We start from the raw sequence: 23,611 nt of genomic DNA, 5'->3' as shown, positions 1-23,611 counted from the left end.
TTGATGACGCCGCTGACGGCAAAGGAAAGTGGATGACACTCGAATCCTGGCAGCTATGGGCGCTACTGTCCGCGGTGTTCGCGGCCCTCACGGCTATCTTTGCGAAGATCGGCGTCGAGAACATCGGCTCGGACCTCGCCACATTCATCCGGACTGTCGTCGTCCTCTTAAGCTTCCTCGTCTTGCTATTTGCCACAGGCCAGTTCGCGACGTCGGGTCCGATTTCGCCACGAACCTGGACTTGTCTCATTCTCTCGGGCCTCGGAACGGGAGCTTCCTGGCTTTGCTACTTCCGCGCACTGAAGCTTGGCCCCGCTTCGATGGTCGCACCGATCGACAAATTGAGCGTCGTGCTTGTCGCTCTCTTTGCATTCGCATTCCTGGGAGAGCGTCCCTCAGCAACGGGATGGATGGGCATCGGTCTGATTACAGCAGGCGCGGTGATCATCGCCATCAAGGCTTGACCACGCACGCCGTCAGAGCCTGCCGCCGGTGACGCCAGTGACGTCGCCCGGCGGCGAAAACCGCGGATCCATGCGCAAACGTTAAAATGTACCCAGGCAGACATGCCCGACTTAGGCGACCATGTACGCACCCGGGTTATTCAGCGTCGTTCGTGCAGATACCTAGAACTGCCAGTGCACACGGCCGGCGAAGACGTTGGCCGGGCCGCGGTCGGCGTTGTAGCCGGGATTGGCGATGAATTGATAATCGAAGGTGAGCTTGGTCGACGAATTCAGCGCATAGCTGTAATAGGCCTCGAAAATCTGCTCCAAACCATAATTCGTCAATTGTCCGTCGCCGATCAGGATGCCGAGTCCGCCGGCGTTCAGGAAGGCGATGTGGGCCTTGTCGATACCGTTGACGACGCCGGCAATGCCGATCGTGTCGTCCGGCCGGCCCCATGATCTGCCTGATATCGAGACGCCGCCCGACACGGTGCGGTCGATATCGGTGAAATCCCAGGGCTCGGTATTGCCATCGGCCCAGCCGGCGCGGAGAAACAGGCCGAAATTGTCATTCATCTGCTGCTCCATGTTGAGGCTGACGCCCGGGCGGCTGGTGTAGGCGCGCACGGCATTGATATCGGCCGGCCCTCCCGTTGCCGCCGCAAGCGCGATGGCATCATTGAAATCGCCGGCGTTGCCGCGGCTCAGATAGCCGGTGATCTTGACCTTGCCCGGTTGGCCCCAGAGGTCGTAACGCCGCTCGATTTCGCCGACCAACTGGAACTGATGGAAGGTGGGGTCGAGCGCCACCCCTTCGGGGCTATTGCCGCCAGTCGGCGTAGCCGAGAGATCGAACACGCCCGCGCGCAGGGTCCAGGGCCCGGTATACCATTCGGCGGCCGCGCCGTAGGTGTAGCCCCAGCCATCGGCGACGTAGTCGAAGCTGGCCGTATTGACCAGCGACCAGTTCAGGAAGTCCGATTTCGGATTGTTGGCGTAGCGGTTGGTGTCGAATATATCGACGGCGGCGAAACGGCCGACCGTCAAGACCAGGCGATCGGTCGAGCGCGTGCCCTTGAATTGATAAAAGTCGTTGTCGACCTTTTCGGTGTCGCCGCCGAGGTTGATGGTCTGGCGCAGGAAAGCGCGGTCCAGGCGGGCGTAGGGCGTGGACGAACCGATCTTGTAGGCTTCGGCGCTCGTAAAGCCGGCCACGCCATGGGTGGAGGAAAGACCAAAGCCCTGGTCGATCTCCGGATTGGCCCAGAATTCGGCACCCTGCCAAAGCTTGACGCCGATGGAGAGCGTCGCATCGAACGTCTCTCTCGTTTGGCCGCCGCCGGAGAGGCTGTTTGGCCCGTCAAAGGGTGCGCGGAACGACGGGTACCCCTGGTAGGTAAAGGTCGTCTGCCCGTGCACGGCGAAAATGTCGTTGGCTGCAAAATGCGATGGCGCCGAGGTTGCCGGCCGCGACGGATCGTCGAAGCGGTAGTTGAACCCCAGGCGGAACTGTTGTTCCGAGAGCCCGGAGCTGACGTGTTGGCCCGACAGCGGGAAGTTTTCGCTGAACGATGGAAAATCGGTCCAGAGATATTCGCCGCGAACCGTCCAGTTCGGCGCGATCGCCGTCTCGATGCCGGCACCTAGCGCCCACCCGAAGCGCCAGACGAAACGGTCTTCGACATTGCCGGTCGCATTCTGCGTCAACTCCTGCTGATCATAGGTCCAGGCCAGCCCGCCCGTGGCATAGAACAGCCAATGACCCGGCGCATAGCCGATACGGCCACGTAACGTGCCCGACGCTAATACTTTTTCGCTGAAGGTTCCGGCGCCGAAAGTTGGCGAGGTGAAATTCGAGATACCGCCGATGGTCAGACCGGAGACCGGGTCGGAGAACGTGGGAAACGAGCCGTCGCCCTCGACGCCCAACACCACGCGATCCTTGAGCATCCAATTGTAGCCGCCTTGCACGCCCTCGAACCAGCTCCCGCTTTCCTTAAATGCATTGGGCGATTGGTAAAGTCCGAAGGAACCTGTAACCGGAGCGCCGCCGCTGAGCGGATCGAGCGTCCAGCCCGAGTTTCCGGTCGCAAGGCCAATATGGCCGCCGACGTAAAAGCCTGTCCAGTCATAGTCGATTGCGGCGGGCGGCGCCTTCACGGGATAGGAAACCGGCAAATCGGCCGCCGCCGCGAAAGGACAAGTCGCAAGAGCAACCCAAGTCGTGCTTCCAATTATACAGATCCGCTTCATCACGTTCCTCATTACTCTGATCGCTTTTGTGAGTGACTATTCAATGATTGTTCCGACGCTCCAGCTCGCGGCTGACACGGTTGCTTCTAAGCTGAGGCGGCCAACCACTTGTTCGAGAACGGCGTCACTCTTCGAATGAGCCGACAGCTGCGCGACGACTTCGACACGCCCGCTGTCCTCAAGGTCGGTACTGTCGAGCCGCCGCAAGCTGAGTTGTCCGTTGCTCGTGCTCTGCAAGAGCAAAGCTCGTACATGCGCCTCTTCCGGATTTCGGCAGACGACCCGGACGCGATAGTGAAAGTCTGTTTCGGTCTGCGTGATCGGTTGCCGGTTGATGAGCCGAACCAATGGTCGCAACAGCAGGTTGACGAGAATGACAAAGCTGGTCGCCAGCGCCGCATGTAGCGAATGCCCAGCGCCTGCGAGCATTCCCACCGCCGCCGAGCACCACAAAGTAGCCGCGGTGTTGAGGCCGGTGACGTGAAGTCCCTCGCGAAAGATGATTCCCGCACCTAGGAAGCCGATTCCGGACACAATCTGCGCCGCCACGCGGGTAGGGCTGCCTTCATCGGGAAACAACCCCGCAAAGATCACAAAGCTCGCGGCGCCGATTGCGACCAGCGTGTTGGTTCGCAAGCCCGCCATTCGTTGACGCCACTGACGTTCGAACCCAATGCTCGCGCCCAGCAGCGTCGCCGCTGCCAGGCCGATCGCCGCTTGATCAATCGATGCGTTCACTGTGAAAATCCTTTTCGACTTCCTGCTGCTTTCGCGAGCGGCGGCCCAGAGCGAGAAATGCTCCGAGCCGTTCCAGCAATCGCGTCGCGGACAAGACGATTTGAAGACCGCGACGTGAGATCCTGCGCTGCCGGTGCTGGATCATCCCGCAGCGCAGGATGCTGCTCGCCAGCCGGAAAGCTCCGATGGCGCCCCATCGTCTTGCGTTTGCAACCGAGGCCCTGATCACGCGCCCGACGTCGCAAGCTGGAAGATGCGGAACAGAACCAGGCTGCCGGCGACAATGAGATAGCCACGCAACACAATCATCCAGATGCGAGAGGCAAGCGATAGGCGCGCTGGCGGTAGCTGGTCGAGTGGTGGCATGCGCCATTTGTCGTCGGCGACATTTGCTGCCGCAGATAGCGAACCGATGTTTTCGCGCTCCAGTTTTCTTGAGCCGCGTTGCGCGAGTGCGACACCCAGAGCCGCCACGATCCCGACGACACTGCCCCCGATGAGGATGCTCAAGATGACCGTGTCGGAAATGTCGGGAAAGAGAACCGACCCGGTGAGAATAACCGAGAGCATCACAAGCACGGCAACGACGCCGCCGGTGAAGAGATTGAGCCTGCGGGAATTGACCCAAGGACCGAGCACCGGTTTGTCGTTGCAGAGCAACAGGAGAAACACGGTGGCGCCTGGTAGCAATACGCCAGCAAGCGTCTGGACGGCACTGGTCAGTAACCCAAGCTGGATTCCCGGCGTGAGGACGAGCACGGCAGCGAGGACGATGAGGCCGCAATAGATCGCATAGAATCCCGTCGCTTCAGTTGGCTTGCGATGAAGGGAGTGCCGCCACGAGAATACATCGCCGAGGGCATAGGCAGTGGACAGTGACACAGCCGATGCCCCGATGATGCAGGCATCGAGCAGCGCAAGCGCGAAGAATATTGCTGGCGCTTTCCCGAAATACTTTTCCATGCCGGCGGATACCGCGCCTGCATCAACGAAATTGCCAAATTCGGGACGACCAGCAAACGTCTGAGCGGTGAATGACATGATCGCCAGTGCACCCGCGATCACGATCGCGATGCCGATCATTAGATCGACGCGCTCATACTTGATAAATCGCGGCCTGATCCTTTTGTCGACGACATAGCTCTGCTGAAAAAACAGCTGCCAGGGCGCAACGGTCGTACCGACAATAGCGATGATCAGCAGCATCACTTCGTTCAGTGCCGCCCCTTGCGGCATCTTCGGCACCATCATGTCCTGGATCATCTGGTCCACCGGTGGGTGGATGAAAAGGAGGACCGGAAAGACCAGAAGACTTCCTGCGACGAGGGTGAGCGCGAAACGCTCGAAACGTCGGAAGTTACCGGTGCTTGCCGCGAGCATGACGAGTGCAGCGGCTGCCACGACGCCCCAGAGCTTAGGCACTCCGAGATAGTCCAACGCGAGCGTAATGCCGATGAATTCAGTGACGATCGTCAGAGCGTTGAGGATGAACAGATCGATGACACTAAACGCGCCCCAAAATCTGCCGAACCGCTCAAAGATGAGTCGGGCATGGCCGACGCCGGTGACCGCGCCGAGGCGAAGTACCATCTCCTGATTGACGTAAAGAACCGGGATCAGCAGCACCAGCGTCCACAGCAGCGTCGTGCCGTAGTTCTGGCCAGCCTGGGTGTAGGTACCGAAGGCGCCGGCGTCATTGTCGCCGACCATCACGATGAGGCCTGGCCCCAGAATCGCGAGCAGGGTCTTCAACCGCGCGCCTAAAGTTGACCTTGGCGCGAAATCGTCTTCCGCAATGCTGCCGAGCGCGCCGTGGATATCGCCCAGATGGGCCTTGTCGAGCACGGCGGTGCGGATCGGTGGAGCGCCGGCGCCGTTACCGGTCGTCTGCGGGCTCAATTCATTCAAGACAGTCATTGTTTACTCCTGTTCAGTCTTGGCCGGTGGCCTGACGTTTCGAGTTGGGAAAAGAATTACATTCGCGCTGTTCGGCGCGGCCGATCGCGTCTGCTCGCTGACGTGTTGTCGCCGGGATATCTCCGGGCCTGATACCAATGCGATGCCAAGTCCGGCGACGTGATAGAGAAGACAGGCGCTCTCGCGCACGATGCCCACAGCGCTTCGAATGACGGGCTCTCGAAGTGCTAGGTCCAAGACGGTATCGACTTGGGGCGCGATACCTCGCTTTCGCGACGCCGTCCGTTCGTCGATGACACTCATGCCCCATTCCCTTCCGGCGGTTGCTTGACGTCGCGGATCGGCCGACGCCGATCTTCGCGGCAGGCTTTGGGGGGCTTTTCGGCGATGCCAAGCATGTCGGCGCGCCTGCGCATCTCGATCCAAGCATCCGTCGGATCGATGCCAGCGCGATGCCACAGCGCAACGAGGTGGTAGAGCAGATCAGCGCTCTCGCGAACGACGTTTCGGGTGCGATGCCTGACGGCCTCGATCGCTACTTCACCAGCTTCCTCGATGATCTTTTGGGCGACCTTGCGGGTGCTCGAGGCAAGCAATCCCGCGGTTCGCGGATAAGTCTCTGACGTTACCTCGGCAAGCGACCGATACAGGCGGTCCAGTTCACTCGGCTCTGCGCGCTGCCTCTCGACGCTGGGATCAGGCTCCTGCAATACCGGAGTGGCCGCGCCATGATGACGAACTGGTACCCGCCGGCCTGTAATATTGCTTTGGCGCGGCTCATCGTCTCCGCGCAAACTCCCGGTCTTCGGGGACGCACATTTCTGTAGATTGAGAATTTCCAGATCAAATTGTTCTATCGCGTCGGCCATGACTGCCTCCGATGTTCATCCCGATGCCGGAAACCCACGGCATCGAGATGAGCGGAGGAACTAGATGCCTACGCCACCTCGACCGGACTGGATCACGGCCGTTGCAAATTTGATGTTGTCCCCCGAGGGGGTTCCCGTTGCTGCACCGGATTGGCTTGCAACGGGACGCCTAGGTCCTTCGTCCATGCTGATCCCTTGCTTATCCAGTCGCTGTCGGCAGCAATCGAGCAACGCTGCTCACTCGTCGTTCGGCAGTACCCAGCTCTTTCGCCGTCACCGCGCTCCCTGATAAATCGCGGCGAAAATTGCGATGCAGAAGAGCGACGTAACGAGAACCAAAGCCAGTGCGCGAGAGGCCAATTGCTTTCGCTGAGAACGATGAGGCATGTGAACACCTTGCTTGACGGCCACCGGGCTCTTCGGCGGAGGTCTCGTCGAAGCTCTCAACTGCCCAGCGGCATTCCAGTCGGCCGTCGTCGGCGAAGATCCAATGACATGCCAGCACCGGCTGTGGAGACCGACACTGGCCCGCGGGGCGGCGACGACCCCGCGGATTGTCATTGGAATGCGCAACCTCAAGCCAATGCGGCACCATGTGCCGCGGCCCAAGACGTCGGAATTTTGCGAGTTTTGTGAACATCGCTCACCTCCATGTCCGCTTTGCGCGGCAGGCCAGCGAGCGAGACGGTCAGCTAGGCGCGACCGTCACCCTCACGCGGCGAGAGCCGGCGCGATTGATCTTTGATGTCTTGCGGCACCGCGAGACCGACACCTGTCGAACCGTCGCTGCCAAAGGTGGCACTGCCCATCTGTTGTTCGAGATCGCTCGTCGTTAGGGTTGAACGTTCGGGTCGAACGCCTCGCCGGGAACGATCGGCTCCAGGCAATGACGGCCAGATACGCCCGCCAAAAATCGGTGTCAAGCGATTTTAGATATCCCCCATGGAGGATACGACCGATCCTGCCTGGGGGATAAGATAACGCGTGTTATGCAACGATCCTCGGCCAATACATCGGCAGCTAAAACGCGCGCCGATGGCCCGCAGACGCTGAATACCAAAGCCACTTTCTTTATCCTCGGTGGGGGATGTGTTATGCTTGCGGGAGGACAGGAGAAAACATGCCCCACGAGAATCACCCCGCCATTGTCAGACGGCTTAAGCGTGCCGACGGCCACCTTCAGACCATCATCGAAATGATCGAAGAAGACAGGCCATGTCTGGAAATCGCTCAACAATTGCAGGCCGTCGAGAGCGCGATCGAGAGCGCCAAGAAAGCCTTGATTCATGATCACATCGGGAATTGTCTGGAACTGAAGACCACCGGCTCTTCGGGCCGTGCGCTTAAGGAATTCAAACTGATTGCCAAATATCTATGACGGACGAACGATCGTCTCGCTGCCTAAACTTTTTTTTAAAACCGGGGCAGGAGGATGCTGGCCGATGAGGTCGCTTTGATGGCCAAACTGCGCCGTGTGGGAGCAATCGACGTGCGCCAACCTGGGGATCGCGTTCAGCTCAATTTGGGGAAGATCAGCATCGCCTCGAAGCCGTTACTGCGGCCTGCAATCGGGGAAAACAAAGCCAAGCTGCCGCCAATCTGTTTCATAACGTTGTCTACGATGGCGAGGCCGAGACCGCCGCCTCCACCTATTGATGAAGCCCGCACGAACGGTTTTCTGAGGGTTGTTAAGGTTTCGGCGGGAATAATCTTGCAGCCGTTGAGCAGCCGAATTCGATCGTGTTCGACAATCATCTCGATCGGTTCGTCTTGAGCGCCATAAAGAACTGCGTTCTCAATCAAATTGCGAAGGGTGATACCAAGTACATCTAACTCTCCCTGAACTATAAAATCTTCATCGGAGCAAGCGGTGGTTACGAGGAGCCTGTCTCCAACGTCTTTGCGAGATCGAAACTCGTCTACCAGCACTTGTAGGACCGTCATAAGGTCAATACGCTCGAGCTGCATTCCGCCCCTCGTGCCGGTACGCGACAGTTGCAGCAGTTTTTCAGCAAGACTTCCAAGCCTCTTAATTTGGCTTACGATGAGCGCGGCACGTTCGGTATGCGATGTGCCGATAAGTTCTGTTGACAATATTTGCATCTGGGCAAGAACTGCGGCGATCGGGGTCCGCAGCTCGTGCGCGCTGTTGGCCGCAAACTGGCGTTCGGTCGCCAGCGCAAGCTCAAGCCTCGTCAAGAGCCGGTTCACGGCGGCAAGTATCTGAGATAGCTCGATGGGCAACCCTATATCGGCGATCTGCGACAGATTTGAGCTACCGCGGCGGCCGATCTCGCTTCGTAGTTCATCCAAAGAGCGCATTCCGCGGAACACCGCCCATCGGATGAGAAGCCAGGAAAGCGGTAGAAGCAGTAACAGAGGTCCAGCGCTGAGTGCGATCGCGCGCCAAACAGCTTCGGATCGATGCATGGCAGGTTCGGCAACTTCGATGAAATAACCATCAACAGCAGCAGGTTGAGCATAAACGCGATACTGCGGAGTGCTATGAAACCCTCTCTGGCGCGGGATCGAGAATGCTTGCTGCGGCGCGTTTTCGGATCGCATCACAATCTCCCCGGATGGCCCGACAATCTGATAGGCTAAAGCCTTGGGATTCATTGTGGCGACTAGTTGCTTAGCCCTCTGTTGCATGGCAACCGGCTGCGTCAACGCGTCGTCAGTGGCAGGCAGGAGTCGCTGTGCGACTTCTTCAATCGCATCATCGAGCCTCTCGTTGATCTCAAATGCCGTCAGCACGCCGGCGGCGACGCTGCCCAGCAGCCAAAGGCCGGCCATCAGCGATGTCAAAAGCCAAATCAGCCGTGATACCAGGCTCCAGCGTGCCACGTTTAGTGCTCCAAGCGATAACCAAGGCCGCGTATCGTGCGAATGAAATCACGACCGAGCTTGCGGCGAATGCGGCTGATATAGACCTCTATCGTGTTGCTCTCGATCTCTTCACCAAAAGCGTAAAGCGCATCTTCGATTTGCTCTTTCGAGACAATCGAACGTGGCCGACGCGCCAGCACGTCAATAACAGCCCATTCGCGGGCGCTCAGCTCGACTGCCTGCCCGTGCACCCGCGCTGCTTTCGATTCGTGTTCCAGCTCGACGGAGCCGACCCGAAGGACCGATGTTAATCTACCAACATATCTTCGAGAAACGGCATCGAGTCGGGCGGTCACTTCGTCGAGATCGAAGGGCTTAACGATATAGTCGTCGGCACCAGCTTTCAGCCCCTCGATACGATCGCTAACCAAGTCGCGCGCCGTAAGGATGATGACCGGTAGGGGATCACCCCGGCGTCGAAGTCTGCGGAGAAATTCCAGACCCCGCCCATCCGGTAGGTGCAGGTCAAGCAGCAGTGCATCGTAGGAGACAGTCAGCACTGCGTGCTCTGTTGGTTCCAGCAACTCGAACCAATCGACCGCGTGTCCAGCTGCGCGGAGATGCTCCTGTAACGCCGCTCCTAGATGTGGCTCGTCTTCTACCAGCAAGACTCGCATTTTCCCGAAGCTCCCATGAGGCGGTAGGAGCAGGCAAACCTGACACCAACCTGAACGCCACGTCGGAGAGAATTCAGGTCCATGTCAGGAAAGCACCGTAACATGGTCGCGGATGGTTTTCTTGGCTGCCTGCGCACGAGGAGTGAAAATCGATGCAGCTCTCAATATCTCGTGACATATCTTCGAGACACGATGACGGAGGCTTCACGTGGCGTAAGCGGTCATCGACAGCCTACGTTTTTAATACCGTATTGTCCTCGATCGTCGCCGCAATAACCGCAGGTGTGGCGCTCGTGCGCAGCGCCGTGATCTTTCTCGTTTTGCTGTTATGGTTATCGTCTCCGCCGAGCGCGGCGAGCGCCAGTCCCTTTTCTCTTTATGGTCCGTTCGACCAGAAGCATAACGGCGAGCGCGCCGATCGGCGGCCCTCCTCAGCCGCTTATAGCGAGGCCCTCTTGGGCTGTGGGAGGGGCCGCTACCGCGATCTGGAAACTCTCCAATGCAAGGGACCGGCCGATCTGCGCTAAGGGCGCCTCGGTTGGCGACCTCTGCAAATGGCGTTAGTCAAAGCATTCCTTTTAGACAGTCGACCGGTTACCCGCCACACCGTTGGCTTCTTCAGCGGCGGATCGAACGGGCTCAGGATTTGTTACTAAATTCCGATAAAACTCTCGCCGAGATTGCCCGCTGTTGTGGTTTTTTTGATCCGAGCCATCTTACCCGCGCATTCAGTCAGACCGTCGGTTCCTCTCCGGGATTGTGGCGTCGCTCAAGGCGAACCTAGCGCATGGCCGCCTACGTCCGCTTTGCCAGATGCGGTCAGCCGAAATTTGCTAGAGGCACTGCCCAGCGAGACCAAATCGCGAAACGGTTGAGGCGCAATATGAGTCCGCTTCTATGCTGCGTGTCGATGCTCGCGAGCTTTGCGGCGTACCATGATCGCTTCAACACCGCTCGAATTCCTGGTTCCCCACTCGCAAAGAGGAACCAGCGCCTTTCCCAGGGTTCTCCCGAAAGCCGTTAGGGAATATTCGACCTTCGGGGGTATCTCTCCGAAATCGGTACGATCGACGATTCCGTCCGCCTGTAATTCCTTGAGCTGCTGAATCAGGACTTTGTCGCTGACCCTCCCGATGGCTCGTCTTAACTCGCCATAGCGACGAGTCCCGTGGGCCAGATGGAACAAGATCAACGGCTTCCATTTGCCTCCGAGCACAAACAGGGCTGCGTCCAGGCCACAGGTAAAGGCGCCCTTCTTCATCTCAATCCGCTCCCTCAGTATGGTACTTACCAAAAGGTGCATACTTGTAAGAAAGAATGCAAGGCTCTAATTCAGCGATCGTCATTCATTCATCGAGGGCGCCATGGGCAGACTTGAAGGAAAGATCGCGGTCATCACCGGCGCGAATAGTGGCATCGGCCTCGCAAGCGCAAAGCGGTTCGTCGCGGAGGGGGCTCATGTCTACATTACCGGGCGCAGACCGCAGGAACTGAACAAGGCGATCCAGGCGATCGGAGCCAGCGTGACAGCGATACAAGGAGATGTGTCCAATCTCGACGACCTGGACCGATTGTTCGCAAAGGTACGGTCGGATCATGGGCACATTGACATACTATTCGCCAACGCCGGATTGGGTGCACAGGAATCCCTCGGCAAGATCACGGTATCGGCCTTTGATCTGGTCTTCGGCGTGAATGTCAAAGGTACGATATTTACGGTTCAGAAGGGACTCCCGCTGATGCGGAACGGAGGGTCCATCATCCTTACAGGATCGACCACGGGTTCGATGGGAACTGCGGCCTTCAGCATCTACAGCGCGAGCAAAGCGGCAATCCGCAATCTCGCCCGCAGTTGGGCGCTGGACTTGAAGGGAACGGGAATTCGCGTGAACGTTCTGTCGCCAGGCGCCACCGCAACGCCCGGTCTGCTCGACGGCTTGGCGAGAACCGGTCAGAAGGACGCCATCATCGCTGGCCTGATCGAGCAGTCTCCGCTCGGACGGATCGCCGACCCGGACGATATCGCAGACGTAGCGCTCTTTCTGGCCTCAGACGACAGCAGGTCCATGACTGGAAGCGAGATTTTCGCGGACGGCGGAATGGCTCAGGTTTGAAAGCGTGCCCCCCGGTGTTGCCGGTCCACGCCGCGAACCGCAGCAAAGCGCACCTCGGTGAGGGAAACGTAGCGGCCTGTACAATCAATCGCAGGCGGCCTGCTGCGTGGGCGCCCCTCCGAGCGTGGCGTCTCCGGACCTTCGCCGCCTCCATCGCCGCGTCGTGAACGTGCGCGAGCATTTGGGCCAAATCGCGCATGTCGAACAACGCCCCCCACACAACCATGCGGCTCGATTCTATACCGCGTTTATGAATGGACGGCTGAATCATGCTCGCATTCCTATGCCGTGATGCGCATCTCCCTGCGCCACGGCGCCACGAAGTACTGGCACTACAAGTGTGCCGGACCTGTGTCCCCGAGCCGTTGCGGGTCGGGTGTGCAATGTGTCTAACTATGCCGGCGAATGGCTGGCCGTCACCTCAAGTGACTTCCATAAGGCTCCCCTGCAAATCGCGGCAATAGCTGTCGCCAGTCACGAAGTGGCCAAGGGCTTTCCCGGTCTGAAGGGTGCGGTGTGCAACGTTGATACATATCGGATCGAACGCAGGCTAGGCAGCCTTCTCGCCGATATCGTTTCTGCGTTTTCCTGCGGGCTCTGCGAGGCCGTCGAGCCGGGCTTAACGCAAGAAACCCACGATCAGTTTGCAGGGTTGTTTGCCGAACTTGCCTCTCTCTGGCGGGTAGCTCGCGTCGGGTGCTTTAATGCCGACACTCGTAGGGAAGAGCCGTACTTCGCGAATCCCGATAGTTCAGGGCCGCGGCTAAAGCGGCGCTAACGCAGCAGAATGGTCCTCCAAGGGCGTTCCCAACAGCGTCATGCTGGAGAAGCCGTTCGCCCCGGCTCAACTTGTCACCGCCGTCGCAAACCTGCTCAACAGCGGCACGCCGATAGTCCCGGCCTAGCGCATTAGCCGCCAACGATGGGCTTCGATTTCTTAATAACTCTCTCGGTATTCTTGATGTTGCACCCGCTGCAACCTTTGAAGCAACGAATACGATTCCATCCTAACCGGGATGGCATTGCACAATAACCTATGGTGCCCGAAAGAGTGACCGGGTCGATTTCGAACGGGGCAATTCCACTTCATTAGCGGGCTGATGTCCCACAAGACGCCGTTCATCGTCGCAGAACTGGGCGCTGACTCTGACCCGTTTATGCTGCATCTCTACGCCGCATTGGCTGAAAAAAGCGGGTGATGATCTCCCGACGCACCCGGGACGCGCTCGCTGCCAAGAAGGCTCAGGGCGTCAAGCTGGGCGGACTGAAGGCCAAGGGCATCCAGAACCGCGACGAGGCCAAGGAACGCGCAGAGCAGTTGCGTCCGATCTTCACCGAACTCACGGGCCGATCCGCGCGCGCTATCGCCCCGGTACTGAATGAGCGCAAGATAGCTACGCCAACCGGCGGAAAATGGCACGCAGCAACTGCAATTCGCGTTCAAAAGCGGATTGCAGAAGGTCGCTCTCTCGAAAAGTGACAAACCCGTTCGCGAGCTAGGCGTTGTTCCCTAGGGAACAGTCAACCGCACTAACCGATTGCGTTGCGGACGTCGCCGACAGCACCGACATCGACCGCCCACAATTTGCGGCGCAGCTACGGGAACAGCATTACATCTCAGAAATCGACGGAACGAAGTAGCTCGCCAGTCTTTCTTTGGCTTAAGGAGATGCCCATGACTTATCAAGTTACAAAAGGCGCGTGCGCGTTCGCTTGGCGGAACTACTTGCTGCTTCACAACGGTATTAGCGAAAACGATAACCGGCGTTCCGCGCTCTATCGCTACGTCAACGATCTTCGTGACACCGGCGAGTATGATTTCGATAACTTGCAGATCGCGGCAGTCGCTTACTTGAAAAAACTGGACGAATTGCATGACGACCGAGGTGCGCGACTCGCGGCAGGCCGAGCTTTGGCCGAATGCTTAGATGCACGCATAACCCATCAGTTTTAGGCCGTAACATCAGAGACGGAGCGAACAGCATGGCAGACAAGAACCTCAACGCAAATGGTTTCGCACGCGACCAACAAACGCGCATCACCGCGGCGACGGCAATCGGCATGAATGCTTTGAAGCCAATTATGCACTTTCAAGTTTCAATGCTGAGGATGTGGGCGGACGGTATCGAGAGGCTCGCGGGCAATTACGAAAAGGGCGTGGAAGAAACCGTGACCACCGTCAAGGAACCTTCAGACAAGGGACACGCCGCGTGAATTTAAAGGGGTGGCGGGGGAATGCAAAGGTCGACATGGCAGCGGCATCAAGCTGCTCTGCCCACCAGCGTGATGAACTCGGGCTGCCTCATTCGATCACCTCATTGGCGGCGGCCAGCAGCGACGGCGGTACATCAAGCCCGAGTGCCTTGGCGGTCTTGAGGTTTACCACCATCTCGAACTTGACCGGAGCTTGGACGGGAAGCTCGCTTGGTTTCGCGCCCTTGAGAATGCGGTCCGCGTACGACGCCGCACGTTGATACTCATCGATGAGATAAGGGCCGTAGGAAATCAAGCCTCCGGCTTCAGCAAATGAACGAGACCAATAAACCGCCGGGAGATGGAAGCGAGCAGCTAGCGCAGTAATTTCCGCGCGATGTTGTTGAGTGAAGGCATCCGGTATTACGACGAGGCCACTATTGGGCTCCCGCGCCTCCGTGGTAAGGAGAGATTCGAGTGTCGGCATGTCGTTAAAAGGGGCAACTATCGTTTCCGCGCCGAGGGAGGCAGCGGCGGTCTTGAATGTAGGCAAATAACCGTCGACGAACGTCGCCGTTGGCCGATTGAACACTAACGTGATCCGGGCAACGCGCGGCGCAATCTCCTTGAGCAACTCTACCCATTTGCCACCCAGTGAGCTCACGATTGGGGTGAAGCCAGTCGCGTTACCGCCTGGCCTCGGCAAGCTCGTCACGAAACCGCTACCAACAGGATCGGCAACGAGTACGAAAATAACAGAGATGGTACGCGTCTGTTGGAGCATGGCTGCGGCAGCGGGAGTAGTGCTCGTAAGAATGAGGTCCGGTTGAAGCGCGACAAGTTCCTTCGCGAATCGTTTCATCAACTCGACATCAGCTGCCGCCCAGCGAATGTCGATCTCGCTGTTGCGGCCCTCCATCCACCCGAGCTTCCGAAGCCCCTCCCGAAACGCCGCGACCGACGACTGCCCTTCTTTGTCGCTCTCAGCGCCTCCCATCAAGATGCCGATCCGCCGCACAGGACCGGCCTGCTGCGCTCGCGTCGCAAGCGGCCAAATTGTTGCAGCACCACCGACAAGCGTGATGAACTCCCGCCGCTTCATGCTCGCCCCCGAAAACCCGATTGGCTGTGCCGATTCATTTTCTCAGGTTGACGATAACATCCACATACAGGTCTGCGCCGACTGCAAGCGGCGATATGCGCATGCCCGATAAGGTGCCATCGCCCTTGGCTCCTTCGAAGCGACCTGTTCCGCGCAGAACGCTGACTGCGGTCTCAGGAAAAATAGTTGTTGTGCCGTCAGGTTGGGCTGTCCCGTTCGCTTTGAACCAAAGAACCGAACCGTCCTTTAAAGTGAGGTTGTAATAAGTAAGATACGTCCCTGCACCCTTAGTAAAGTCGTTTGTCGCTGTGAAGTATGTGGTGCCGACCGATCCGTCGGGAAAAAACGCGAGACCGCTTTGACGGGCCAAACCCAGAGCATGTCCATCAACGTCGCCGACATCCTGAGCTTGAACAGAGGTTGCATGAGTGACTATGCGGAACTTCAAAACTTCATCCCCTTTCGCAATGCTAGCGGTAGAAAAAGCGAGCTCCAAAATCGCAGCCGCAACAATTGCGACCGACATTTTCTTCTGCAATTTATCCTCCCGTTCTGAGTGGGATTGCGGTGATCACATGCCGAACCCAGCATGGCAGCTTGTCCCTAACTCCCGCCGCTTCATTCGATCACATCGTTGGCGAGGGCAAGTAATGTCGGTGGAATCGCGAGACCGAGTGCTCTCGCGGTATGGAGATTGATGACCAACTCAAACTTGGTTGGTTCCTCGACGGGCAGGTCTGCGGGCTTTACACCTGCGAGGATTTGCTCGACGTAGGCGCCGACACGACGATACATATAGGGGAAATCGGGACCATACGCGATCAACGCGCCCTCTCGCGATGCAAATGACCACGAAAATATCGTCCCAAGGCCATGGTTCATTGCAGAATCGATGATTTGATTTCGATGACGATATGTGAACGGACTGGGTTGTATGAGGATCACCCGCGCACCGTCGTTCTTCATCGAAGCCAGAACATCGTTTGCTTCGTCAAGGTCGCGAATCCCCCTTGATTGAAGCTTTGCGCCAACCGATTGGGTTGCTCGCTCGGTCGCTTGAAGCCGTCGTTGCCTATCCGGCCATTCAGTATACCAAAGATAATAGGCTGGAGTTTGCGGCTTACCCAACTGCAAGGCGAAGTCCACATACTTGCTGCTTAAGTCTCCAAGTACATCAGTAAGACCGGTTGCGTTGCCACCTGGGCGTGACAGTCCTTGAACAAGTCCGATGCCGACAGGGTTGCCGACCGAAACAAAAATGATCGGGATCGTCGAAGTGTACTGCCTCGCTGCCGCCGACGCGCTTGAACCCGCCGTTACCAAAAGTTTCGCGCCCCGCTGCACCAACTCCCTAACGGCGTCAGGGAAATCGGTCTCCTTGCTGACCCACACGATGTCTATCGTCACATTGCGATTTTCAATCAATCCGACCTTGCGCATACCCTGGCGCAGAGCTTCAACGAGCGACTGATCGTATGAGTTTGACGGGAAGCCCAACGGCAGCAAGCCGATCCGGGTCGGATGTTCAGGTTGCTGCGCCTGCGCCGCGAGCGGCAATGCAGCCGCGCCGCCGACAAGCGTGATAAACTCCCGCCGCCTCATTCGATCACCTCGTCGGCGCGGGCGAGAAGGGTGGGTTCCGGCTTGAGGTCAAGTGCCTTGGCCGTTTTGAGATTGATGATGAGGGCAAACTTCGTCGGCTGTTGGACCGGCAATTCAGAAGGATTTGCACCTTTTAGAATGCGGTCCACATAGGTGGCGGCTCGCCGCCAAAGATCGAGATTATCCGCCCCGTAGGAAATTAGGCCACCTCGGTTCGCAAAATACCGATAGGGATAGATTGCGGGCAGCTTATTTCTAGCCGCCGCTGCAATAATCGTTTCAAGATGAACCGTCGAAAGCGGCGTCGCGGTGACAACGAGGCCTCCATTCTGCCGCCGTGCAAACAAATCGATCCCTCGTGAAATTGTGTCAGCATCACCGATTTCAATCGAGGTGAGTTCCATGCCAAGCGAGGTCGCGGCCATTTGGACGGACGCTGCCTGACCAATCGATTGGGGATCGGTGGAGTCGCGCAACATGGCAAGACGTGTCACTTGGGGCGCAATCTCCTTGAGCGTCTCGACGGATTTGGCGGAGAGAGAGAAGTCGGCACTCATGAACCCCGTGACATTTCCTCCAGGAGCCGAGAGGCTTTCAACAAGTCCCGCGGTAACGGGATCAATAACCTGCACGAATACGATTGGAAGCGCGCGGGTTTGTTGTTTAAGCGCTATGACAACCTTGTTGGTATTTGCGACGATGACATCAGGGGCACGACCCATGATTTCCGAAGTTGCGCTACGTATAATTTCGGGGTTGGCGGCAGTGTACCGGACATCGAAATGGGCATTCCGGCCCTCGAACCACCCTAGGGTCTCCATGCCTTGCTTGAGGGCACCTAACCGGGCATGGCCCTCCGTATCGTCGGCAACCCCCAAGATGACAGCGACCTTCCGAATGCGGGTAGATTGTTCTGCGTAAGCAGCGAACGGCCAAGCCGTTGCCGCGCCGCTGATGAGTGTTATGAACTCGCGCCGCTTCATGGCCGCCCCTCCGACAAGACGACGGCAGTGTGCGCTCTACTTTCGATATCCGATAGGCGTTGGGGACGGTCCCGCGAAGTATCTTTCGTGGTCGACGATGTCCCCTTCGGATCAAAGTGAGTCTTCGAAAAGCGAAGGGTCCACGTCCGTTTGTCCCCCCAGCAGCGGACCCTGATCAGGGCAAACGCTTCGTGCCACAAGCCGCCATAGGTCCGCCACTGAGGCGTCCGCGATTTGTTCGATTTCATTGACACAGCCGTTGTACAAAACGCTGCGACCTGCCGTCGTTGGAACGCGTCCTAGTGACGCTTCATTCCGCTGACTTCGGGATAACGCAGTCATCACTTATCTTCGCGAATGCCTTTTCGGGACCGACTTTCGCCAGCACTTTATAAAAATCGCCCTGGAATTTAGACTCTTCGGGGGACTTTACCTGGACGAGAAATAGATCGCGGAGCAAACGACCGTCGGCACGAATGTGCGCCTCTTTATTCACGAAATCGGTCACGGGCATACGCCGCATCGCGATCGCAACCGTCTCGCCCGAATCGGTCCCCGCCGCTTGCATGGCTTTGAGGTAATGCAGCACCGCAGAATAAACTCCGGCCTGGTTCGTGCCCGGCAGTCGTCCGTTGAAGCGGGACGCGAAGCGATCGCCGAATGCACGTGTTTCGTCGCTCATTCCATAGAAAAATGCTGAGGTCGTAACCAATCCCTTGGCCACGTCGAGACCGAGTCCGGAAACCTCGGCCTGCTGCAGGATGAATGCTGCGAGCTTCTGGCCACCAGCGACGATCCCGAACTCCCTGGACGCCTTCACCGAATTCACGAGATCAGCGCTGACGTTGGCCAGCGCGACGACGTCCGCCTTCGAGGCCTGCGCTTGCAGCATGAAGGAAGCGAAGTCCGCGGTTCCCAGTGGATGCCGAGCAGAACCGGCTACCTTACCATCTCGATCCTTGATGATCGCGGTAGCCTCGCGTTCGACGGAATGGCCGAAGGCGTAGTCGACTGTGAGGAAATACCAAGATTTCGCCTGCGTCGCGTCCATAAGACCGTTCACGACCGTCGATGCGACGGCATGCGCGTCCCAGTTCCATTGGAAACCCGTCGGCGAGCACTGTTTTGTCGAAAGTTCTTGAGCGGCAGCACCGATGACGATGTCTATGCGCTTGCGTTCTCGAGCCAGATTTTGGATTGCGAGGGCTACGCCCGAATTGCCGAGGCCCGTTACCATGCTGACGTTTTCGACGTCGAACCAACGGCGGACGATGCCGAGCCCGACGTCAGGTTTGTTCTGATCGTCGCCAGAAACGATCTCGATCTTTCGACCGAGCACCGTGCCGCCAAAATCCTCGACCGCCATCTGGGCCGCTACGACGTTTCCAGGCCCTCCGATGCTGGACAGTGGTCCCGTCATGTCTTCCAAGACGCCAATCCGCACGGGACTTTGGTCGGAGGACTGCGCCAGCGCGCCTGTCACACCAACGGCACCAAGGACTGCGGCCACGGCGATAGCACTCGCGCTTCGTTTCATTTTTCGTCCCTTTTATCGGTGTCCTCAGCGGCTCATCATTGGACGAAGTCGGCTTATTTCCCGCACGTCACAACCAGAGGAAACTCTCAACCGCGGGGACTGGCAATCACTCGGTGAAAAACTTAGAGCCTTGGTCGAACTTGTTCGGCTTAAGGAAGAACGAGATGAAGACAGCGCCGTTGGGGGCATGAGCGATGTGCCTGTTGCCACCCGGACGCCAAACGTATTCGCCGGGTCCGACTTCGCCTTCGTCGTCCTTCAGACTGCCGGACAACATATATGTCTGCTCCAAAGCCGTATGTTCGTGCAGCGGCACGACGGATCCCGGGTCCATCTTGAACATAATCGTTGCAGCGCCGGAAGCCTTGTCGGAATACAGAACTTTCATAACAATGCCGGGAAAATCGGTCTGAGACCAAGGCATATCGTTGACCGCGATGAAGTGTGAAGCGAGCTCTGGCGGATTCACGATCCTGTTTGAAGCGAGCGTTACGGTCATTTGTACCTCTTGCCTGCTGTTGTTAGGAACGAAACGCAAAGGCGGTCGAACGCAGTCTTCCCACCCTTGACCTCGGCGTCATCTACAAAATGCAGTTTCAGCTCCGCCCGCCCGATGGAAGCCCAATCTTGGCGTGTCCTAACAAGGTCTGCAATGGGTCTTGGTCGTGTCAAAACGGCCTTAGCGATGTCGCCCCTGGCAGTCGGCCCAAGTGGTGTCTCAGGCCACGATCGCGGCGATCAGCGGCTTGATCCCGACGATGTTCATTACCCGGGTCAGATTGTAGGCGAGAACCGAGAGGGCCATCTCGGCGGCTACTTTTGGAAGCGTTTTTGTGAGGAAGTGCGTCGCCCCCATGCGGGCTTTCATCGTGCCGAACGGATGTTCGACTGTCTCGCGCCGCTGCCGCATGGCCATGGGGTTGTTGTCGAGGCGCCTCTGCACTTCTTCCAGCACATGCTCATGCTCCCAGCGCGTAATCCGCCGCTCCTTGCCGGTTGTGCAGCTAGCTTTGAGTGCACAGTCGCGGCACGCGTTAGTCCAATAGCGCCGTAGCTGCTGCCCGTGTTCCTCATTGGTGTAGTGGTAGATCAGCTTTTCGCCAGCCGGACAGCGATACGCATCCTCGTCGCTGAGATAGACAAAGTCCTGTTTGCCAAAGCGACCCCGTGCCTCAAGACCTGATGTCATCGGCTTGGGAAGCGTCACCGCAATTCCCGCCTTGTCGCAGGCAAGGATTTCCTCGCTGCTGTAGTAGCCACGATCAGCAACGGCTTCTAATTTTTCGACACCGAGGACATCCTTTGCACGAGACGCGATGTTGGCGAGTTGTGCCCGGTCCGAGCCGGCGTTCGTTACCTCGTGCGCGATAATCAGGTGATGATCGGTATCGACCGCGACCTGCACATTGTAGCCGACAACGCCAGACCCACGCCCGCTCGTTGCCATCGAACGGCTGTCGGGATCGGTCAGAGAGATTTGCTGGTCAGGCGAAGCCAGGATCCGCTTCTCGTAAACCGCAAGCTTGCCCATTTCCTCCTTCAGTTTCGTCAGTTTCTCGGTGAGCCTTGTCACCTTCGCGGCCAGCGCTTCAGTCGGCTCCTGCCTGTCGGCGGTGTCGAGTTGGCTCAGATAGCGCGCGACGCTCTCCTCTAGCTGAGCGCGTCGCCGCTCCACCTTCGCTTTTGTGAAGTTCCTGTCCCGGTTGTTCACGGCCTTGAACTTGCTGCCATCAATGGCAACGCTCGTCGTCGCGAGAAGGCCCATTTCACGGCAGAGTTCGACAAAGCGCGCACATACCTTGCGAAGCGCCAGACCATTGTCTTTGCGGAAGTCCGCGATCGTCTTGTGATCAGGCGCGAGCCGACCCAGCAACCACATGACCTCCACATTGCGTCCGGCCTCTCGTTCCAGCCGCCGGCTCGACTGCAGCCGGTTCAAATAGCCGTAGATGTACAGCTTCAGGAGAACCGAGGGATGGTACGACGGCCGACCAGTTGCTGCCGGCTCTACCCCTTCGAAACTCATCTCGGCCAAGTCGAGCGCGTCGCCAAACACGTCGATCACACGAACCGGGTTGCTCTCGTCAATAAAATCATCAAGGCATCCGGGCAACAGCGTCCATTGCCCACGATCCGCCTCCTCAACGAAGCGCCTCATCGATTTCTCCAAGAATCACTGGAGAATCATAACAGCGGCGCTGCGTTTTCACACAGCCAGGGTCAAACTCGGACCTCAGGCGACGTCTGATCGACGTCCGTTCATCCCCCAACAGCCGACATGCGGCGACTGCAACGACATGTCGGTTTTGTGCCAATGAGGGACTCATGCACCCCAACAAACAGCGTCGCTATTCGATCACCTCATCGGCAGCTACTTGTAGAGCCGGTGGGACCGTAAGTCCGAGTGCTTTGGCGGTTTTGAGATTTATAATGAGTTCAAACTTCGTCGGTTGCAAGACCGGCAAATTGGTGGGCTTTTCGCCCTTGAGAATCCGGCCGGTGTAGACACCCGCTTGCCGCCAAGCATCAGGAAGATTCGTTCCATAGCTGATAAGACCACCGACTGTCATCGAGGGGCGCCACGCGTAAATCGCTGGCATAGCATGGCGGGATGCGAGCGCGACGATTTGATCGGGATTGGTAAGAAGAGAAACAGCGCTACTCACCACGACAGCGTCAGCCCGCTGCTGAACAAGGTCCGCAAATGCCGTCTCGAACTCGCTTGGGCGACTTGCATTCACGACCAGGAGGCGAAGTGCATGATCACGCACTGCAGCCTGCAAAACTTTCAGTTCGCTCTCGGCAAAAACGGGGTTGGTCGGGTCGCGGAGGTAAGCGATCGATGTGGCCGTAGGCACCAGTTCGAGCAACAGCTCAAGGCGCTTTCCAGCCTGTTCGGCAACCATGAGATTGATTCCAGTGACATTTCCGATAGGTCGGCTGAAACTGTCGACGAGGCCAATCTGTACCGGATCGGCGGCCTGCAAAAAAACGATCGGGATGGTTTGGGTCGCCGCTTTGGCTGCTAACGCACCCTTTGTGCTCTCCAGTGTAACGATCACGGATACCTGGCGGCTAACCAGTTCGGCGACCAGCGTTGGCAGCCGACCGTTATCACCTTGCGCCCACCGGTATTCGATCGCCACATTCCTGTCCTCGATGTAACCGATTTCACCTAGCCCTCGACGAAAAGAGGCGAGTTTTTCACGCGAGGATTCGAGCGATGTAAGGTGAAGAAACCCTATCACCGGCATCGGCTGTTGCTGCGCCTGCGCCTGCGCCGCGAGCGGCAATGCAGCCGCGCCGCCGACAAGCGTGATAAACTCCCGCCGCCTCATTCGATCACCTCGTCGGCTCGGGCAAGCAAGTTAGGCGGCACAGTCAGGCCAATTACCTTGGCTGTTTGGAGGTTGATGACAAACTCGAGGTCGGTCGGTAGCATGACTGGCAGGTCGGCGGGCTTCTCGCCCTTGAGAATACGACCAACGTAGACGCCAACTTGGCCAAACTGGTCCGTAAGTTTCGGTCCGTAGCTCATAAGCCCGCCAATTTCGACATACTCGCGATTTGGATACATTGTGGGCAGTGCATGACGCGCCGCCAACGCAACGAGTTGTACCCGACGCGTGAAGAACAAGGGATCAGCGTTAACTAGAAGTGCGTCAGCAGGGTTCTCTGCAAGCCTTGCGAAGATGGCATCAATGTCGCGATTGGTGGCGGTCGTGAAAACTTCAACTTGCCCTCCGATGACAACGGCTCCGGCCTGGGCTTCTTTGGCCACCGGCTCAGTACTCGGATTGCTTGAGTTGACAAGTACAGCAAATCGCGCGGCCTTCGGTAACAGTTCATGCAACAGACCAAGCCGCTTTTCCGTAAGTTCCGTCTGGATGTAGCTGACCCCTGTAACATTGCCGCCTGGTCGGTTGAGACTATCAACAAGACCAACTCGGACCGGATCTAAGCCGATCCCGAATACGATTGGTATTGTCGTGGTCGCTGTTTTGGCGGCGAGTGCCGCGGGCGTGCTGCCCGGGGTCACAATGACAGTCACTCGTTGGCGAACCAGGTCGGCCACTAATTCCGGCAGTCGGCTGTCGTCGGCGTGCGCCCAGCGATATTCGATAGTTACGTTTTGGCCCTCGATATACCCTGCTTCGTTCAGACCTTTGCGAAATGCCGACAGGAGATTGGTGCTCTGTTCAGGCGAACCAGCGAATAGATACCCGACTACCGGCATTGGCTTTAAGATCATCGGCTTCAGGGGCGTCGGCTGCTGCTGTGCCCGCGCCGCAACCGGCCAAGCCGTTGCCGCGCCGCTGATGAGTGTGATGAACTGGCGCCGCTTCAT

The 23,611-nt window shown here is 58.0% G+C and carries 24 protein-coding genes; 8 read left to right on the top strand and 16 right to left on the bottom strand.

Annotated features, from left to right (window positions below; translation table 11 throughout):
• Nucleotides 1-32: 32 nt before the first annotated feature.
• On the top strand, nt 33-464 hold the full coding sequence (locus tag BUA38_RS17430; protein ID WP_072819590.1) for an EamA family transporter: 432 nt from the start codon (nt 33-35) through the stop codon (nt 462-464).
• Nucleotides 465-626: 162 nt separating this feature from the next.
• Here BUA38_RS17430 and BUA38_RS17425 read toward each other — a convergent pair whose 3' ends face one another.
• The 4 genes from BUA38_RS17425 to hisE form a co-directional block, all read right to left on the bottom strand.
• Nucleotides 627-2,627: a carbohydrate porin gene (locus BUA38_RS17425; RefSeq protein WP_338076358.1), complete on the bottom strand. Its 2,001-nt coding sequence runs from the start codon at nt 2,625-2,627 to the stop codon at nt 627-629.
• A gap of 111 nt (nt 2,628-2,738) precedes the next feature.
• The gene (locus BUA38_RS17420; RefSeq protein WP_083587619.1) at nt 2,739-3,440 is read right to left on the bottom strand and encodes an MgtC/SapB family protein; all 702 of its coding nucleotides are present in this window, start codon (nt 3,438-3,440) and stop codon (nt 2,739-2,741) included.
• A 225-nt stretch (nt 3,441-3,665) separates the two neighbouring features.
• The gene (locus tag BUA38_RS17415; RefSeq protein WP_072819588.1) at nt 3,666-5,357 is read right to left on the bottom strand and encodes an NRAMP family divalent metal transporter; all 1,692 of its coding nucleotides are present in this window, start codon (nt 5,355-5,357) and stop codon (nt 3,666-3,668) included.
• A 299-nt stretch (nt 5,358-5,656) separates the two neighbouring features.
• The gene (hisE, locus tag BUA38_RS36220) at nt 5,657-6,226 is read right to left on the bottom strand and encodes a phosphoribosyl-ATP diphosphatase (protein ID WP_083587618.1); all 570 of its coding nucleotides are present in this window, start codon (nt 6,224-6,226) and stop codon (nt 5,657-5,659) included.
• Nucleotides 6,227-7,346: 1,120 nt separating this feature from the next.
• Between hisE and BUA38_RS17400 the strand changes: the two genes are divergently transcribed.
• Entirely contained in the window at nt 7,347-7,604 is a 258-nt protein-coding gene (locus tag BUA38_RS17400; RefSeq protein ID WP_072819578.1) for a metal-sensing transcriptional repressor, read from the top strand.
• 134 nt (nt 7,605-7,738) lie between these two features.
• On the opposite strand, the gene BUA38_RS17395 is transcribed toward BUA38_RS17400, so the two are convergent.
• Complete coding sequence (locus BUA38_RS17395; protein WP_156898553.1) at nt 7,739-9,073, bottom strand: histidine kinase dimerization/phospho-acceptor domain-containing protein; 1,335 nt, start codon at nt 9,071-9,073, stop codon at nt 7,739-7,741.
• A 2-nt stretch (nt 9,074-9,075) separates the two neighbouring features.
• Nucleotides 9,076-9,732 (bottom strand): response regulator, encoded by a 657-nt coding sequence (locus tag BUA38_RS17390; protein ID WP_072819575.1) that lies wholly within the window; start codon nt 9,730-9,732, stop codon nt 9,076-9,078.
• Nucleotides 9,733-10,231: 499 nt separating this feature from the next.
• On the opposite strand from BUA38_RS17390, the gene BUA38_RS17385 reads away from it, so the two are divergent.
• Nucleotides 10,232-10,516, top strand: a complete 285-nt coding sequence (locus tag BUA38_RS17385) for a helix-turn-helix domain-containing protein (RefSeq protein ID WP_072819574.1) — start codon at nt 10,232-10,234, stop codon at nt 10,514-10,516.
• Nucleotides 10,517-10,627: 111 nt separating this feature from the next.
• Here the strand turns inward: BUA38_RS17385 and BUA38_RS17380 are convergent, their stop codons facing one another.
• Complete coding sequence (locus BUA38_RS17380; protein ID WP_072826191.1) at nt 10,628-10,993, bottom strand: winged helix-turn-helix transcriptional regulator; 366 nt, start codon at nt 10,991-10,993, stop codon at nt 10,628-10,630.
• A gap of 103 nt (nt 10,994-11,096) precedes the next feature.
• On the opposite strand from BUA38_RS17380, the gene BUA38_RS17375 reads away from it, so the two are divergent.
• From BUA38_RS17375 to BUA38_RS17350, 5 genes are all read left to right on the top strand, one after another.
• Entirely contained in the window at nt 11,097-11,846 is a 750-nt protein-coding gene (locus tag BUA38_RS17375; RefSeq protein WP_072819572.1) for an SDR family NAD(P)-dependent oxidoreductase, read from the top strand.
• 385 nt (nt 11,847-12,231) lie between these two features.
• Nucleotides 12,232-12,624, top strand: coding sequence for a hypothetical protein (locus BUA38_RS17370; protein ID WP_072819570.1), 393 nt, complete (start codon nt 12,232-12,234; stop codon nt 12,622-12,624).
• 420 nt (nt 12,625-13,044) lie between these two features.
• Nucleotides 13,045-13,326, top strand: coding sequence for a recombinase family protein (locus BUA38_RS17360; protein ID WP_072819568.1), 282 nt, complete (start codon nt 13,045-13,047; stop codon nt 13,324-13,326).
• Nucleotides 13,327-13,521: 195 nt separating this feature from the next.
• Nucleotides 13,522-13,800 (top strand): hypothetical protein, encoded by a 279-nt coding sequence (locus tag BUA38_RS17355; protein WP_072826190.1) that lies wholly within the window; start codon nt 13,522-13,524, stop codon nt 13,798-13,800.
• A 29-nt stretch (nt 13,801-13,829) separates the two neighbouring features.
• Nucleotides 13,830-14,060, top strand: coding sequence for a hypothetical protein (locus BUA38_RS17350; RefSeq protein WP_072819566.1), 231 nt, complete (start codon nt 13,830-13,832; stop codon nt 14,058-14,060).
• A gap of 88 nt (nt 14,061-14,148) precedes the next feature.
• Here the strand turns inward: BUA38_RS17350 and BUA38_RS17345 are convergent, their stop codons facing one another.
• The 9 genes from BUA38_RS17345 to BUA38_RS17305 all read right to left on the bottom strand — a co-directional run bounded on the left by BUA38_RS17345 (nt 14,149) and on the right by BUA38_RS17305 (nt 23,611).
• Complete coding sequence (locus BUA38_RS17345) at nt 14,149-15,141, bottom strand: ABC transporter substrate-binding protein (protein ID WP_072819565.1); 993 nt, start codon at nt 15,139-15,141, stop codon at nt 14,149-14,151.
• A gap of 34 nt (nt 15,142-15,175) precedes the next feature.
• Entirely contained in the window at nt 15,176-15,679 is a 504-nt protein-coding gene (locus tag BUA38_RS17340) for a hypothetical protein (RefSeq protein WP_072819563.1), read from the bottom strand.
• Nucleotides 15,680-15,759: 80 nt separating this feature from the next.
• Nucleotides 15,760-16,743 (bottom strand): ABC transporter substrate-binding protein, encoded by a 984-nt coding sequence (locus BUA38_RS17335; RefSeq protein WP_072819561.1) that lies wholly within the window; start codon nt 16,741-16,743, stop codon nt 15,760-15,762.
• Nucleotides 16,740-17,726, bottom strand: a complete 987-nt coding sequence (locus BUA38_RS17330; protein ID WP_072819559.1) for an ABC transporter substrate-binding protein — start codon at nt 17,724-17,726, stop codon at nt 16,740-16,742. Before BUA38_RS17330 ends, BUA38_RS17335 begins: the two co-directional genes overlap by 4 nt.
• A 310-nt stretch (nt 17,727-18,036) precedes the next feature.
• On the bottom strand, nt 18,037-19,263 hold the full coding sequence (locus BUA38_RS17325; protein WP_072819557.1) for an ABC transporter substrate-binding protein: 1,227 nt from the start codon (nt 19,261-19,263) through the stop codon (nt 18,037-18,039).
• A gap of 106 nt (nt 19,264-19,369) precedes the next feature.
• Entirely contained in the window at nt 19,370-19,762 is a 393-nt protein-coding gene (locus tag BUA38_RS17320) for a cupin domain-containing protein (protein ID WP_072819555.1), read from the bottom strand.
• Between the two features lie 219 nt (nt 19,763-19,981).
• Nucleotides 19,982-21,421: an IS1182 family transposase gene (locus tag BUA38_RS17315; RefSeq protein ID WP_072819554.1), complete on the bottom strand. Its 1,440-nt coding sequence runs from the start codon at nt 21,419-21,421 to the stop codon at nt 19,982-19,984.
• Between the two features lie 190 nt (nt 21,422-21,611).
• Entirely contained in the window at nt 21,612-22,601 is a 990-nt protein-coding gene (locus tag BUA38_RS17310) for an ABC transporter substrate-binding protein (RefSeq protein WP_072819552.1), read from the bottom strand.
• Entirely contained in the window at nt 22,598-23,611 is a 1,014-nt protein-coding gene (locus BUA38_RS17305; RefSeq protein WP_072819551.1) for an ABC transporter substrate-binding protein, read from the bottom strand. The genes BUA38_RS17310 and BUA38_RS17305 overlap by 4 nt, the downstream gene beginning before the upstream one ends.

It is taken from the genome of Bradyrhizobium erythrophlei (assembly GCF_900142985.1).
Classification (GTDB): domain Bacteria; phylum Pseudomonadota; class Alphaproteobacteria; order Rhizobiales; family Xanthobacteraceae; genus Bradyrhizobium; species Bradyrhizobium erythrophlei_B.
This window is presented reverse-complemented; position numbering and strand designations above follow the sequence as displayed.

Bases quoted from the DNA above. Each gene is read 5' to 3' on its own strand.
- hisE (WP_083587618.1), bottom strand. From the start codon at position 6,226: ATGGCCGACGCGATAGAACAATTTGATCTGGAAATTCTCAATCTACAG.
- BUA38_RS17320 (WP_072819555.1), bottom strand. From the start codon at position 19,762: ATGACCGTAACGCTCGCTTCAAACAGGATCGTGAATCCGCCAGAGCTC.
- BUA38_RS17355 (WP_072826190.1), top strand. From the start codon at position 13,522: ATGACTTATCAAGTTACAAAAGGCGCGTGCGCGTTCGCTTGGCGGAAC.
- BUA38_RS17360 (WP_072819568.1), top strand. From the start codon at position 13,045: ATGATCTCCCGACGCACCCGGGACGCGCTCGCTGCCAAGAAGGCTCAG.
- BUA38_RS17350 (WP_072819566.1), top strand. From the start codon at position 13,830: ATGGCAGACAAGAACCTCAACGCAAATGGTTTCGCACGCGACCAACAA.
- BUA38_RS17315 (WP_072819554.1), bottom strand. From the start codon at position 21,421: ATGAGGCGCTTCGTTGAGGAGGCGGATCGTGGGCAATGGACGCTGTTG.
- BUA38_RS17335 (WP_072819561.1), bottom strand. From the start codon at position 16,743: ATGAGGCGGCGGGAGTTTATCACGCTTGTCGGCGGCGCGGCTGCATTG.
- BUA38_RS17380 (WP_072826191.1), bottom strand. From the start codon at position 10,993: ATGAAGAAGGGCGCCTTTACCTGTGGCCTGGACGCAGCCCTGTTTGTG.
- BUA38_RS17305 (WP_072819551.1), bottom strand. From the start codon at position 23,611: ATGAAGCGGCGCCAGTTCATCACACTCATCAGCGGCGCGGCAACGGCT.
- BUA38_RS17415 (WP_072819588.1), bottom strand. From the start codon at position 5,357: ATGACTGTCTTGAATGAATTGAGCCCGCAGACGACCGGTAACGGCGCC.
- BUA38_RS17330 (WP_072819559.1), bottom strand. From the start codon at position 17,726: ATGAAGCGGCGCGAGTTCATAACACTCATCAGCGGCGCGGCAACGGCT.
- BUA38_RS17325 (WP_072819557.1), bottom strand. From the start codon at position 19,263: ATGAAACGAAGCGCGAGTGCTATCGCCGTGGCCGCAGTCCTTGGTGCC.
- BUA38_RS17345 (WP_072819565.1), bottom strand. From the start codon at position 15,141: ATGAAGCGGCGGGAGTTCATCACGCTTGTCGGTGGTGCTGCAACAATT.
- BUA38_RS17400 (WP_072819578.1), top strand. From the start codon at position 7,347: ATGCCCCACGAGAATCACCCCGCCATTGTCAGACGGCTTAAGCGTGCC.
- BUA38_RS17390 (WP_072819575.1), bottom strand. From the start codon at position 9,732: ATGCGAGTCTTGCTGGTAGAAGACGAGCCACATCTAGGAGCGGCGTTA.
- BUA38_RS17375 (WP_072819572.1), top strand. From the start codon at position 11,097: ATGGGCAGACTTGAAGGAAAGATCGCGGTCATCACCGGCGCGAATAGT.
- BUA38_RS17385 (WP_072819574.1), top strand. From the start codon at position 10,232: ATGCAAGGGACCGGCCGATCTGCGCTAAGGGCGCCTCGGTTGGCGACC.
- BUA38_RS17310 (WP_072819552.1), bottom strand. From the start codon at position 22,601: ATGAGGCGGCGGGAGTTTATCACGCTTGTCGGCGGCGCGGCTGCATTG.
- BUA38_RS17430 (WP_072819590.1), top strand. From the start codon at position 33: ATGACACTCGAATCCTGGCAGCTATGGGCGCTACTGTCCGCGGTGTTC.